Annotated in this window: 15 protein-coding genes; 4 read left to right on the plus strand and 11 right to left on the minus strand. The window is 41.4% G+C overall.

What is annotated here, in order from left to right; translation table 11 throughout:
• Window positions 1-129: 129 nt before the first annotated feature.
• The 5 genes from BLS44_RS10480 to BLS44_RS10500 form a co-directional block, all read right to left on the minus strand.
• On the minus strand, window positions 130-1,191 hold the full coding sequence (locus BLS44_RS10480) for an NAD(P)-dependent alcohol dehydrogenase (protein WP_090390042.1): 1,062 nt from the start codon (window positions 1,189-1,191) through the stop codon (window positions 130-132).
• Window positions 1,192-1,206: 15 nt separating this feature from the next.
• Window positions 1,207-1,620 carry a (R)-mandelonitrile lyase gene (locus BLS44_RS10485; RefSeq protein WP_090390289.1) on the minus strand — a complete coding sequence of 138 codons (414 nt, stop codon included), beginning with the start codon at window positions 1,618-1,620 and terminating at the stop codon, window positions 1,207-1,209.
• Between the two features lie 102 nt (window positions 1,621-1,722).
• On the minus strand, window positions 1,723-2,799 hold the full coding sequence (locus BLS44_RS10490; RefSeq protein WP_218127728.1) for an alpha/beta hydrolase: 1,077 nt from the start codon (window positions 2,797-2,799) through the stop codon (window positions 1,723-1,725).
• Window positions 2,800-2,816: 17 nt separating this feature from the next.
• Entirely contained in the window at window positions 2,817-3,167 is a 351-nt protein-coding gene (locus BLS44_RS10495; RefSeq protein WP_090390291.1) for a cyclophilin-like fold protein, read from the minus strand.
• Between the two features lie 121 nt (window positions 3,168-3,288).
• Window positions 3,289-3,855 (minus strand): sugar O-acetyltransferase, encoded by a 567-nt coding sequence (locus tag BLS44_RS10500; protein ID WP_090390292.1) that lies wholly within the window; start codon window positions 3,853-3,855, stop codon window positions 3,289-3,291.
• A 154-nt stretch (window positions 3,856-4,009) separates the two neighbouring features.
• On the opposite strand from BLS44_RS10500, the gene BLS44_RS10505 reads away from it, so the two are divergent.
• Window positions 4,010-4,906, plus strand: coding sequence for a helix-turn-helix domain-containing protein (locus BLS44_RS10505; protein ID WP_090390043.1), 897 nt, complete (start codon window positions 4,010-4,012; stop codon window positions 4,904-4,906).
• Between the two features lies 1 nt (window position 4,907).
• On the opposite strand, the gene BLS44_RS10510 is transcribed toward BLS44_RS10505, so the two are convergent.
• Together BLS44_RS10510 and BLS44_RS10515 are read right to left on the minus strand one after the other, a co-directional pair.
• On the minus strand, window positions 4,908-6,020 hold the full coding sequence (locus BLS44_RS10510) for an aldo/keto reductase (protein WP_090390044.1): 1,113 nt from the start codon (window positions 6,018-6,020) through the stop codon (window positions 4,908-4,910).
• 54 nt (window positions 6,021-6,074) lie between these two features.
• The gene (locus tag BLS44_RS10515) at window positions 6,075-7,058 is read right to left on the minus strand and encodes an aldo/keto reductase (protein WP_090390045.1); all 984 of its coding nucleotides are present in this window, start codon (window positions 7,056-7,058) and stop codon (window positions 6,075-6,077) included.
• 279 nt (window positions 7,059-7,337) lie between these two features.
• Here BLS44_RS10515 and BLS44_RS10520 point away from each other — a divergent pair, with 279 nt between their 5' ends.
• Entirely contained in the window at window positions 7,338-8,108 is a 771-nt protein-coding gene (locus tag BLS44_RS10520; protein WP_317039712.1) for a helix-turn-helix domain-containing protein, read from the plus strand.
• A 111-nt stretch (window positions 8,109-8,219) separates the two neighbouring features.
• On the opposite strand, the gene BLS44_RS10525 is transcribed toward BLS44_RS10520, so the two are convergent.
• The 4 genes from BLS44_RS10525 to BLS44_RS26225 all read right to left on the minus strand — a co-directional run bounded on the left by BLS44_RS10525 (window position 8,220) and on the right by BLS44_RS26225 (window position 10,561).
• A complete protein-coding gene (locus tag BLS44_RS10525) occupies window positions 8,220-9,032 on the minus strand; it encodes a hypothetical protein (protein ID WP_090390047.1) in 813 nt (270 codons plus the stop codon).
• Window positions 9,033-9,218: 186 nt separating this feature from the next.
• Window positions 9,219-9,836 (minus strand): tyrosine-type recombinase/integrase, encoded by a 618-nt coding sequence (locus BLS44_RS26945; RefSeq protein WP_317039718.1) that lies wholly within the window; start codon window positions 9,834-9,836, stop codon window positions 9,219-9,221.
• Window positions 9,734-10,114 carry a phage integrase SAM-like domain-containing protein gene (locus BLS44_RS26950; protein ID WP_245729180.1) on the minus strand — a complete coding sequence of 127 codons (381 nt, stop codon included), beginning with the start codon at window positions 10,112-10,114 and terminating at the stop codon, window positions 9,734-9,736. The genes BLS44_RS26945 and BLS44_RS26950 overlap by 103 nt, the downstream gene beginning before the upstream one ends.
• 168 nt (window positions 10,115-10,282) lie before the next feature.
• Window positions 10,283-10,561, minus strand: a complete 279-nt coding sequence (locus BLS44_RS26225) for an Arm DNA-binding domain-containing protein (RefSeq protein WP_245729181.1) — start codon at window positions 10,559-10,561, stop codon at window positions 10,283-10,285.
• A gap of 504 nt (window positions 10,562-11,065) precedes the next feature.
• On the opposite strand from BLS44_RS26225, the gene BLS44_RS10535 reads away from it, so the two are divergent.
• Window positions 11,066-11,785 carry a hypothetical protein gene (locus tag BLS44_RS10535; RefSeq protein ID WP_090390048.1) on the plus strand — a complete coding sequence of 240 codons (720 nt, stop codon included), beginning with the start codon at window positions 11,066-11,068 and terminating at the stop codon, window positions 11,783-11,785.
• Between the two features lie 107 nt (window positions 11,786-11,892).
• A complete protein-coding gene (locus BLS44_RS10540; protein WP_090390049.1) occupies window positions 11,893-12,228 on the plus strand; it encodes a helix-turn-helix domain-containing protein in 336 nt (111 codons plus the stop codon).
• Window positions 12,229-12,243 lie beyond the last annotated feature (15 nt).

Genomic DNA, 12,243 nt, shown 5'->3' on the forward strand with positions numbered 1-12,243 from the left:
CGCGCATGCATCTGACGGAACCGGATATAAATGTCCGATAGTTCCAATGACAAATCTTTCAGATTTTTAGCTCAAACGCTCCGAGACAAGGGGGGCGTAAAAATTGTGCAGAATAGCAGTAAATGCTGGTTAACTATTATTTTTCAACGAAGCCATATCAATTACAAAACGGTATTTGACATCACCTTTCAACATGCGTTCATATGCGTTGTTGATATCCTGTATCGGGATCAATTCAATATCTGAAGTAATATTGTGCTTACCGCAGAAATCCAGCATTTCCTGTGTTTCCGCAATACCGCCGATCATGGAACCTGAAAAACTTTTGCGCCCCGGGATCAGGCTGAAGGGCGCAACGGGAAGCGGCTCTTCCGGCGCTCCTACAAGCGTGAGCTGACCGTCTCTTTTCAGCAGACTCAGATAGGCATTTATATCATGTTGAGCAGATACACAATCCAGGATAAAATGCAATGTTCCCGCGTTGTTCTTCATTTGTTCTGCATCGTTTGAAAGGATTACTTCATCCGCTCCCAAACGTTTTGCATCTTCCGTTTTTGAAGCGGAAGTCGTGATCACTACTACATGAGCGCCCATTGCTTTGGCTAATTTTACGCCCATATGTCCCAGCCCGCCGATACCAACAATGCCTACCTTTTTACCCGGCCCAACGTTCCAGTGCTTTAACGGCGAGTACGTGGTAATGCCTGCGCAGAGCAGCGGAGCGGCTGCCGCCAGGTCCAGGTTTTCCGGTACGCGTAACACAAAATCTTGATCTACTACCACGCGTTCGGAATATCCGCCAAAGGTTTGTATCCCCAAATGTTTATCAGGTGCATTATAGGTGCCAGTCATGCCATTTTCACAATACTGCTCCAGTCCTTCCTTACAGCTTTCACATTCCCTGCAGCTGTCTACCATGCAGCCAACGGCAGCTAAATCACCCACTTTAAATTTGGTAACGCTGCTGCCTACTTTGGTAATACGGCCGACAATTTCGTGACCAGGTACGTTTGGATAAATGGTACCGGGCCATTCATTCCGGGCGGTATGGATATCGGAATGGCATACCCCACAATACAGGACATCGATCTCCACATCCTTTGCAGTCGCCTCCCTGCGTTCAATAGACATTTGTTTTAAATCCGCTTCAGGCGCTTCTGTTCCGAAAGCTTTAACCGTATGAGTATTCATAATTTGATTTTAATATTATTTAGTGTGAACGTCGTTATATTCTTCTTCGGTTACCGGTTGCAGCCAGGTTACCTGTACATCATCTTTATAGTTAGTAATAGCGATATGCACCATTTTTTCGGTTGCAGTAGCTCCGTGCCAGTGTTCCACATTCTCAGGAATGTTTACAACATCTCCTTTTTTGATCGGCTGAGCTGGTTTGCCTTTTTCCTGGTACCATCCTGTTCCTTCTGTAACAATTAAAACCTGGCCTTTGGGATGCGTATGCCAGTTGGTTCTGGCACCCGGTTCAAAAGTTACGGCCCCCGCAGAAAATTCGTTGTTTTTATCTTTTCCAACCAACGGTGTCAGGAAAGCCTCGCCGCTAAACCATTCAGCGGGAAGCTGCTGACCCTTGGGAAAAAGTGCTATTTCATTTTGCACTGTCATATTATTTCGATTTTTATTGTTATTGCATGCTGTAAAATTAATTATTATGCCGACAAACAGCATTGCGCATATAAATCTTAATGAGCTTTTCATCATAAAATATTATTTCAAATGCGTTTTAAAGAAGGTTTCCAGTTTGTCGAAAGGAATTAAATCGGTCTTGTCATACAAATCCACATGCCCGGCTCTTTTCACGTAAAACAATTCTTTAGGTTGCGCCGCCCGCTCATAGGCATCCTCGCTGAACTCTTTTGAATGAGCCTGATCTCCTGTAATAAAAAGCATTGGACGTGGTGAAATGGTTTCAATGTCGTTGAACGGATAGAAGTTCATAAACTTGGTATTGCTGCTCAATGTGGGATGTGTAGTTAACGCCCGCGAGCTGCTTTTGGGAGTGTATGCTCCTCTCGGTGTACGGTAGAATTCATAAAACTCCCGTTGTATAGGATTTGTGTTTGCCTCTACCCGGTGGCAAGTGCCACTGGTATATTGGGTTTTGCCGCCTTCAAATTCTATGTAACGCTGTTCGGCGGCTTCAGCAATGAGCTGTTTCCTTTGTTCCAGTGTTTGCGATTTATTCAGCGCATTGCGGTTAGCCGCCCCCATATCATACATGCTCACTGTAGCGATCGCTTTCATCCGTGGGTCAATCTTAGCAGCACTGATGACAAAGCTTCCACTTCCACATACGCCAATAATGCCGATCCTGTTTCTATCGGCGAACGGACGGGTGCCCAGAAAATCAACAGCCGCACTAAAATCCTCAGCATAAATATCAGGCGCTACCACCTGCCTTGGTTCACCGGCACTTTCTCCCCAGAAAGATAAATCAATAGCTAATGTGATAAATCCACGTTCCGCCATATTGGAGGCATAAACATCCGCACTTTGTTCCTTTACTGCTCCCATTGGATGTCCTACAATAATGGCGGGGTGTTTCTGATTCCTGTCAAAACTTTTTGGTATAAACAAATGACCGGCGACATCCATATTGTATTGATTGGGGAATGATACACTGTATAGTTCTATGTTATCGCTGGTCTCAAACGTGGTAAAGTCTTTCGCTGATATTTTTTTCATAGTGGCCGCTTTTTTAGCTTGCTGTTCTTGCTTCGCCTGTGCGAAAGCCTGTCCCAACAGCATAAGAAGCATCACTGCTATGATGGATAGTTGTTTCATTTTCTTTTATTGTTTAATTACTTTTCCAATTCAAATTTTACAGTAGCCGAACCTTTAACAGTAAAGGCGTCCATACCACTTGTGATTTTACCTAACGAAATCAAGCCGTTGGAGTAGCCGAAATCTTTATAAAACAGGGCGATGTTTCCCCAGGGCGCATACAACGTAATGTCGCCAATGGACGGGTCGAAACCCGCGGGAGCATCTTTGGTAGATAGCTTGCAGGACGGATAAAATATTTTTTCCGTATTGGAATAATCGTCCAGTTTTACGGTAAGCGGTAGCATTGCTGCAAAATCCCTGCTTGTGGGATTATCGTACAAAATAGCCGTAGCGGTTTTATCGCCGATTGTTATTTTTAATTTCATACTATCATGTTTGGAAAGGTTGTTTTCTTGTTTGTTTGTGCTCCCATCATTACCTGTATTACAGGCATACAGTTGAGAACAGCTTAGCAAGATGACGAGTGTATACATTAACCTGCTCATATTATGCTATGCTTTTAATAATTTTTGCCGGTACACCACCCACAACCGTATTATCAGGAACATCTTTTGAGACCACTGCACCTGAAGCCACAATAGCATTTTCACCAATAGTTACTCCGGGAAGTATGGTGGCATTTGCTCCAATCCAGGCGTTCTTTTTGATATGTATATGACCTGGCACAAGTACATGCCTGCTTTGGGGTGAGAGGGGATGACCTTCTGATAATAAACTTACTTTCGGCGCTATCAGCACATTATCTTCAATAGTAATACCTCCCAGGTCAAGGAAAATACAGTCAAAGTTGATGAATACGTTTTTGCCAATTTTTGTGTGCTTTCCGTAATTGATGTATAAAGGGGTAAACACGGCCACGCTTTCGTCAATTGGACTATCCGTAATCTTGCTTAATAATGCTCTTATCTCTGCGGGGTCAGCAGAATTGTTCATCTGAACAAGCAAGTTTTTCGTAGCAAAAGAAGCCTCCCGCATTTTATGGGCCTGCGGATCGCCAGGCGGTATTGTTTGGCCGTTTCTCAGTCGTTCAAAAATGTCTTTTTCGTTTATCATGTTGCCTGTTGAAATTATTTCTGCAAAGTTCGTAAGTATGGGCTGCAGGCTATTTATACAAAACACAGATTTATTTACCACTTTTACGGATTCAACTTCAGACACACTGTCCCAACAAGAAGGTTTGCTAAATTTGTACTGTAAAGATTAGGTTATGGAACAGTTTGACAGAATAGACACGGTAAAGCGTTATAATGATTATGCAGGTGTAGACACCCTGCATCCTTTGGTAAGTGTGGTTAATTTCAGCGAACTTCCGTTTATCCGGAACTTCAGGCGGTATATGGGCATCTATGCCGTGTTCCTGAAAGATGCCAAATGCGGCGACATTATTTATGGCGGGCAGCCTTACGACTATGAGGACGGAACGCTCGTTTTTGTTTCCCCAGGGCAGGTTTACGGAATTGACAATCATAGTGTGAATACGAATCCGTCAGGGTATGGATTGCTGTTCCACCCCAATCTGATTGCAGGCACGCATTTAGCCAAAACAATCAGGGAGTATTCATTTTTCTCTTATGAAGTAAACGAAGCGTTGCACCTCTCAAAAAAGGAACGAAAAACGATTGTGGAATGCTTTGAAAAGATTGCTTCGGAAATAAAGCAGAATATTGATAAGCATAGTAAAACGCTTATTGTATCGAATATAGAACTACTGCTGAATTATTGTATGCGTTTTTATGACCGTCAGTTTATTACCCGCAGCCATGCCAATAAAGATGTTTTGGCTCGGTTTGAAAATTTAATGATTGACTATTTTCGGTCTGAAAAGGCGCAAACTTTAGGTTTGCCGTCTGTAACCTGGTGTGCAGAACAATTACATCTTTCTCCTAACTATTTTGGCGACCTTATCAAAAAAGAAACAGGTACTACTGCGTTGGATTACATCCAAAGTAAATTGATAGACGAGGCGAAAACAAGGATATTTGATAGTCAGAAAACAATCAATGAAGTAGCTGCTGATCTGGGCTTTAAGTATCAGCAGCACTTCACGCGTCTGTTTAAACAAAAAGTTGGTGTAACACCGAATGAGTACAGGCGTTTGAATTAAGTTATTTTTTCGTTTGTTCAGCTGATTGGCCTACGTAGCGTTCGCCAACGATTTTTATTTGATCCAGTTTACCAGTTAAGGCTTCCAGCTCCCCGGATGCGAACTCATAACCTGCTGCCCCCATATTTTCCTGCAAGTGGGCCAGTTTGGTGGTCCCGGGAATAGGAACAATAAACGGCTTTTGCGCCAGTAACCAGGCCAGCGCCACCTGCGCTACGGTTAGTCCGCGCTGATCACCGAATTCTTTCAAAACATCAATCAAGGGCCAGTTGGCAATAACATTTTTTGCATGGTAACGTGGCAGCGATGGCCGGTTATCGTTATTGGGATTATATTTTGACCGTTCATTCAGGTAACCAGAGATCATGCCGCGACTCAGCGGGCTGTAAGGAACAAAACCGATCCCCAACTCTTCACATAGCTTTATAACATCCTTTTCAGGTTCGCGGGTCATTAAAGAATATTCACTCTGCAAAGCGGTTAACGGTTGAACCGCTTGCGCTTTACGAATATTGTCCACACCAGCTTCACTCATTCCAAAATGCTTCACCTTACCTTCCCTGATCAGGTCCTTTACAGTACCGGCCACATCTTCTACAGGTATTTTCGGATCTACCCGGTGTTGATAAAGCAGGTCAATATAATCCGTCTTCAGGCTTCTTAGCGAATGTTCCACCACCGCCCTGATCTGTTCCGGCCGACTATCCAGACCTTCCGCCGGCTTGCCATTCTTAAAGCCAAACTTAGTAGCGATGATAATATCCTTACGGAATGGAGCCACAGCTTCACCAACCAGTTCTTCATTAATCAGGGGACCATAGGCCTCGGCGGTGTCAAAATAGGTAACACCCAGATCGGGAGCTTTGCGCAGCAATGCGATCATTGCCTTTTTATCAGGAACAAAGCTTCGATGATAGCTCATGCCCATGCATCCCAGGCCAAGAGTGGATACCTTCAGCGCCTGGCTTCCTTTCCCAAGTACCCGTGTCTTTTTTTCTTCATTATTATTGAGATTACTTCTCTCAAGGGACCGGGCACCGCTGTTGGCTGGTGAAAACAACAATACCCCGCCCAGTACAGCGCTTGATCTTAAAAAGTCTCTGCGGTTATTCATGCCTATTATTATTGGTTTGTGATTAATACTATAACAACAACGGTTTGGGGACAGTTACTTGCCTACCCGTGCCTGTAAATGAGCCGGATATCTTTCCCCGGCAATCTCAATACCCTCCAGTGCCGTGCGGATAGCTGCCAGATCATTTTCAGTTAAGGAAATACTTACCCCTCCAACATTTTCTTCCAGCCGGTGCTCCTTTGTTGTGCCCGGAATGGGAACGATCCACGGTTTTTGAGCGAGCAACCATGCCAGTGCTACCTGGGCAGGTGTAGCGTTTTTATTTTTGGCAATAGAACCTACCAGTTCAACCAATACCTGGTTGGCTGCTCTGTTTTCTTTGCTGAAACGGGGAACCGTGTTCCTGAAGTCAGATTGATCAAATACGGTGTTCGCATCAACGGCTCCTGTCAAAAATCCTTTACCTAAAGGACTAAATGGTACAAATCCAATGCCCAGTTCTTCCAATGCCGGAATTATTTTCTTTTCCGGATCCCTGAAAAACATAGAATATTCGCTTTGTAACGCAGTCACCGGCTGTACTGTATGAGCTTTGCGAATAGTTTCCACTCCGGCTTCTGATAGCCCCCAATACCTGATCTTACCTTCTTTGATCAGATCCTGAACAGTTCCGGCTACGTCTTCGATCGGTACATCCGGATCAACCCGATGCTGATAAAACAGGTCGATGTAATCAGTGTTCAAATACCTTAATGAATTTTCGGCAACCTGCCGGATCCTTTCCGGGCGGCTGTCCAGTCCTTTAGAGGAATCCCCATCTTTGAACCCAAATTTTGTGGCAATCACCACCTGGTCTCTGAAAGGATGCACTGCTTTGCCCAGGAGGGTTTCATTTCCTCCCTGACTGTAGGCTTCCGCCGTATCAAAAAATGTAATGCCCAAATCGTAGGCTTTCCTGATCAGGGAGAGGGCGTCAGCCTCCGGTGTGGCGGGTCCATACCCAAAAGTAAATCCCATACAACCTAATCCCAATCCCGATACCTCCAGTCCGCTATTTCCCAAAAATCTTTTTTCCATTTCTTGTGTTTTTTAATTTGATACTGCAAATTTCCAAACTGTAAATGAGGCTATTGGTATACAGATTACTGCTTTTACTACCATTATTACTGATTGGATGCGGCTAAAAGCTCCCGTTGTCAGGGAGTTTGTAATTTTACAATAGAAAACAAGGATATGGAAAGAGCAATCACCTTTAATACCGTTCATGACTATAATGTCTTTAACAATAATTCTACCCTGCATCCACTGGTAAGCATTGTTGATCTTAATAAGGCAGCGCCGAGATCGGGGCACCAGATGGCTTTTAATATTTTTTGTGCCGTCTTGAAGCAGGTAAAATGCGGAGATATCCGGTATGGCAATCATAATTACGATTACCAGGAGGGAACATTGGTATTTTTTGCTCCCGGGCAGGTAATCGATGTAGCAAATCCCGAAGTTTATCAACCGACTGGAGCGGCGTTAATCTTTCATCCGGACTTGTTACTCAATACTCCGCTTGGAAAGCGAATGAATGAGTTCAGCTTTTTCTCCTACCAAACAAATGAAGCGCTTCACTTGTCAGAACGAGAGAAAAAGATCATACTGGAATGCTTTGATAAAATCTCCTATGAATTAAGCCAGTCTATTGATAAGCATAGCAAAACACTAATCGCTTCTAACATTGAGCTGTTTTTAAATTATTGTACCCGGTTTTATGACCGGCAATTTATTACCCGCGAAAATGTTAACCGGGGCATACTGGAAAAATTTGAAGAACTGCTAAACAATTACTTTGTCTCTGAAAAACCGCAGCTAATCGGTTTGCCTTCGGTTGCTTATTGTGCCGGCGAGCTGCATTTATCCGCCAACTACTTTGGAGATTTGATCAAAAAAGAAACTGGGAAATCGGCCCAGGAATACATTCAGAATAAAATAATAGATACAGCCAAGAATAAGATATATGATGCTGGCAAAACCGTTAATGAAATTGCTTATGAGCTGGGGTTTAAATATCCCCAGCATTTTACAAGGCTATTTAAGCAGAAAACAGGATTATCTCCTGTTGAATATCGAAAACTGAACTAAAGAATTTTATCTTTCAATAAGGTGTAAAAGAGAGAAAAACGTATAAAATTGCTACAGCTCGTAAATGGTCGAGTCCGTATAGTTTTTGCTGAATATTGTTGTCTTTTACATTTAATATTCGTAAAACTCATGCAGCTTTATTCCCTTGTATTGCCGGGATATTTCCCGTTTTAGAAAGTATCTGTGAGAGAAACCAGTCAATACTACAATCCTTTTTCCGGGGTTTTGTTTAACAATCGCAACGATATTTTTTGCCATAGTTTTATTTCGCAAATCCCAAAAGTGTGACAGGCTGCAATAAGCATTTCGTAAACTTACTTTTGTTCCCAAAGTTGTGGGTACAAATAGTTTTGAGAATTCACTCCTTTGATTTATAACTTTTGTGATTTTGCGGTGTTGGTAGAACTGTTTCCTTTTTGCAAGCTTATCCAGCTCATAACTATTAAAGTTAAAAGCAGGCTTGTCAACATAAGCATTCAATTCTTCTGTAAGCGAATAGTATTTTTTTACAATTTTAGTTTGTCGTTTTCTCAAAAGTTTTTTTTGATATAAACTATCCAGCAACTTTCCGGTTAAATTTTGCGATTGTTTAATTCCATGCTGCAGGCGATACGTATCCCTGTTTTCGTAATCAAAATGTGAGGCAATAGTTAAAGGATGTAGTTTAATATACCTGGCTGTAGCAATAGGTTCGTTCTCTTTTGATTTGTATTTTAGCTCGAATTTTTCATCAAATGTTTTTGAAAATAGCCCACTATCCAGTTCAAGAAGAATAATATCAGGTTTTACTTTTTCAAGAATAGTGAAAAGTGTGTCTGCATTAAAACTTTTTGATGCAAGGTGGGCATTACCAATAATAGTAAGTTCCTGGCTAAAAAGGTACGCCGGGAAAATCAGAGCGATCAACGTTATAATACCCCTCATTGTGGAAATTTTCCTATATACTATACGCCTGAATGTCTGGAATGTTACACCGCCAGGCTGATGAGAGTGGATTTTTACTTTAATTTATGATGCCAATTGTTGATAAGCTGCGGAACCAGAAAAATGAATATCGCCTCTTTTTTCCGTTATACCAATCTCACCAGGACATGTACTTTGCTAAATTAATTATAGCCTTTCCATTTCAACTACTGTTTCTTTTATCAATTTCATATCATTCCTCGCCATCCATAATTCTTTGATTTTTCTTGCCGCCTCTTCAGGTGTAATACGGATATACTTATAAAAATCCTTTGTTCTTTTATGATCGCTTATTTTCATAATGAGTTCAACCGGAGTACCTGCTAAAAACTCATTAGTACAGAAGGAACGGCGGGCTGTATGAGAGGTGACCCTCTCATATTTTGACTTAGTAACAGTTATCGTTTGATTCCCTTTTTTGTAGGAGAATTTTACCATTTGGGTAATTCCAGCAAGTTTTCCGATGGTTTTAATATGCGTGTTAAATTCTGGGCTCGTCAACTCTGGTATACGGTCTCGGAACTGGCGGGTAAAAATCAGTTTTGCTTCGTGCCGAAGCGGGATAATCATCCAATGATCGGACTTTTCCTGCTTTTTATAGAGCATATCTCTTTGCAGGTCTTCGGGTTTCAGGGTCGAAAATTCTGAAAACCTCAGCCCGGTTAAACAAGCCAGTACAAATAAATCCCTGTACTTCGTAAGATGGGGATGTTTCGATAGATCAGTTTGATAGATTTTGGCAATCTCCTCATAGGTAAGGTAGATAGCGTCACTTTCTTCCTCCAGTATTTTGTTTTTCTGCGCATGTGTACATGCTCAAAAGTCAGGTAGTCCACAAAATCTTCGTAAAAGCTAAAATCGAAGCTATCAAAGAATATTTCCTGCGCCCGGAACGCCTCAAAAGCGAGTAAATGGGACTTTACATTGCCATAAACGGTAAGAGTGGCTTTACTTACTTTCCGCTTTTTGGACTTTATAAACTCATCAAATTGATAATAGACGCTAAGCTTGTTTTTCTTTTGCTTCAATATCGCCAAAGTCAAAAGCTGGCGAAAAATGTTTCTTTGTAAATTTAACGGGGCCCTCAATTGGAATTTTCTTTAGCCTCTTTAGAGCCTGTTTAAATTTTATTGATGGAATTTATTATGAAGCTATTTTGGAGCGAAACAAGGAAAATTTTGCAGGCATAGTAGGCCACTATGGCGAAAAATTTAACGCAGTTGCAGCCCAAAACAGCCATAATAAAGCCATTGAATGAATTTTAAACAGGCTCTTAGTTCATCATTGAGTTCATTGTAATCTCCATGATTTGCAGGAAGCCGTTCACTAATACAGCGACTTCCACTATCCCAATAGATGGGTGATATTTTGACATCCGTTCCAAATAAAGGTTTCTGATTTTCATTGCAGCAGTACTGAACAAAAACGGAGCAGGTTCCATCAGCATGAACCCTGTTTTTTCGACAAATTAGCTTAATTGGGAGAGACATAACCTGAACAATTTTAATCGACTTGAATAGCCCTGAAAACAGGTCTACTTTTTAAATTGTTAAGCTGTATTAAAGGTAGTAAGGAATTTTAGAGAGTTCTGTTATTAGAATCTGAAAGTCAGCCCCTCAAAAGTAAAGTGGGGTAAAAAGCAAAAAGGATCATCATTGCTGATAATCCTTTTTTGCGGACCGGACGGGATAAGTCACAGGCCCATATTTCATTGATTATCAATTGCGATTCTTTTCTGGTCTACTTTTAGTATACTTCCAAGCACGAAATCCTTCAAATCTTACTGCACTTTATAACGCTTAACGTTAACAGCATAAAGTTACGCTTCTTTTATTTAATATTTCTTTGGTCATCCATTTTTAACCGGTTTTATCCGATTTTAATCTTTTTGCAGTCTTTGAATAAAGAGCGGAAAACTGACTATTTGGAACCTATTGAATATTTCGTAAATTTATATTGCTAATCGAATATTACTTACCTAAAAAACACAGAAAATGAAGCGTATGAATATGAAGCGTCTGATTGACCGATTTACATTTGAACTTCCTGAAAATCCCAGTTACATTTACACCCGGTTCCGTCAAATGCATGAGCGGAGACGTAGCATTCATCGATATTGGCCTGCTACTGCTACCCGGAGCCAATTAATCGATACTTATTGGCGAAGTGCGTTATTGCATTTTTCCTCAATAATAATTTTAGGAGTTTTAGTTACTTCTTTTTTTAGCGGTACTTTAGACCTATTGTATTTTTTAAGCGTCGCTATTTTCACTATTGGCGCTTTTCCACCACTATATTATTTTATTTACCGCCCCATATTTAACAGTAGCTTCCTTCCCAATTTGGAAAACGCCATAGCCACTTATGAAGGGCGTGAACTTTCATTACTCGAAAAGTGCCGACAGGATCAACTATCCAATCGTACATTGGTGCTGCTTTTTTACGTATTTGACAAAACCAGCTGCGCAAACTACCTATCTCCTAATGATAAATGTGCCGATCTGCTTCATAAATTATTTGGAGTTAGCACTAAAAGCATGAAGAATGAACTTGATCTGATTTTCAAAAAGGCGAAACGCGCAAAAATGGAGTCCCGTCTCCGTGTAGAAGTTAATAAAAGTTTTGAGGACGCCTTTAAGGTTTTAGAGACAATGCAGTTCTCAGAGGGCATAAAATTGTTAAAGCAATTAGAACAACAGTTTCTCAGGTCCTGATCATAGCAAGAAAAACAACTGAATAAGTCTATTTAGCCAAAAACAAGTATACTTAGCCCATATTTTCCTTTCCATAAATCCACTTTAGCTGGCTAATTCAGTTAAAAATGGAAAAAAATGAAAATGGTGCGCATTCAGCAACACCGATGCTGTTCCCGATAGATCCGGAACAGTTCTGGCAGACACTTCGTGTATTGATACGTGAAGAAGTTGGACAACTAGAAAAACGACCTCCACCAGCTACCAGTTACAACACTACAGGCCTTACCTATAAGCCACTCTATAAAATTGGAGAAGTCTGTCAGCTATTCCAGGTTACCAAGCCTACTATTTACGACTGGATTAAACACGGCAAACTAAAGCCGTATAAGATACGGTCACGGGTTTATTTTCTTTGGAACGACATCCAGCAATTATTACAACCTGATCCTGGCACACCCTAAAGCGTTGGCTTGGAA

Source organism: Niabella drilacis, from assembly GCF_900101395.1.
Taxonomy (GTDB): Bacteria; Bacteroidota; Bacteroidia; order Chitinophagales; family Chitinophagaceae; genus Niabella; species Niabella drilacis.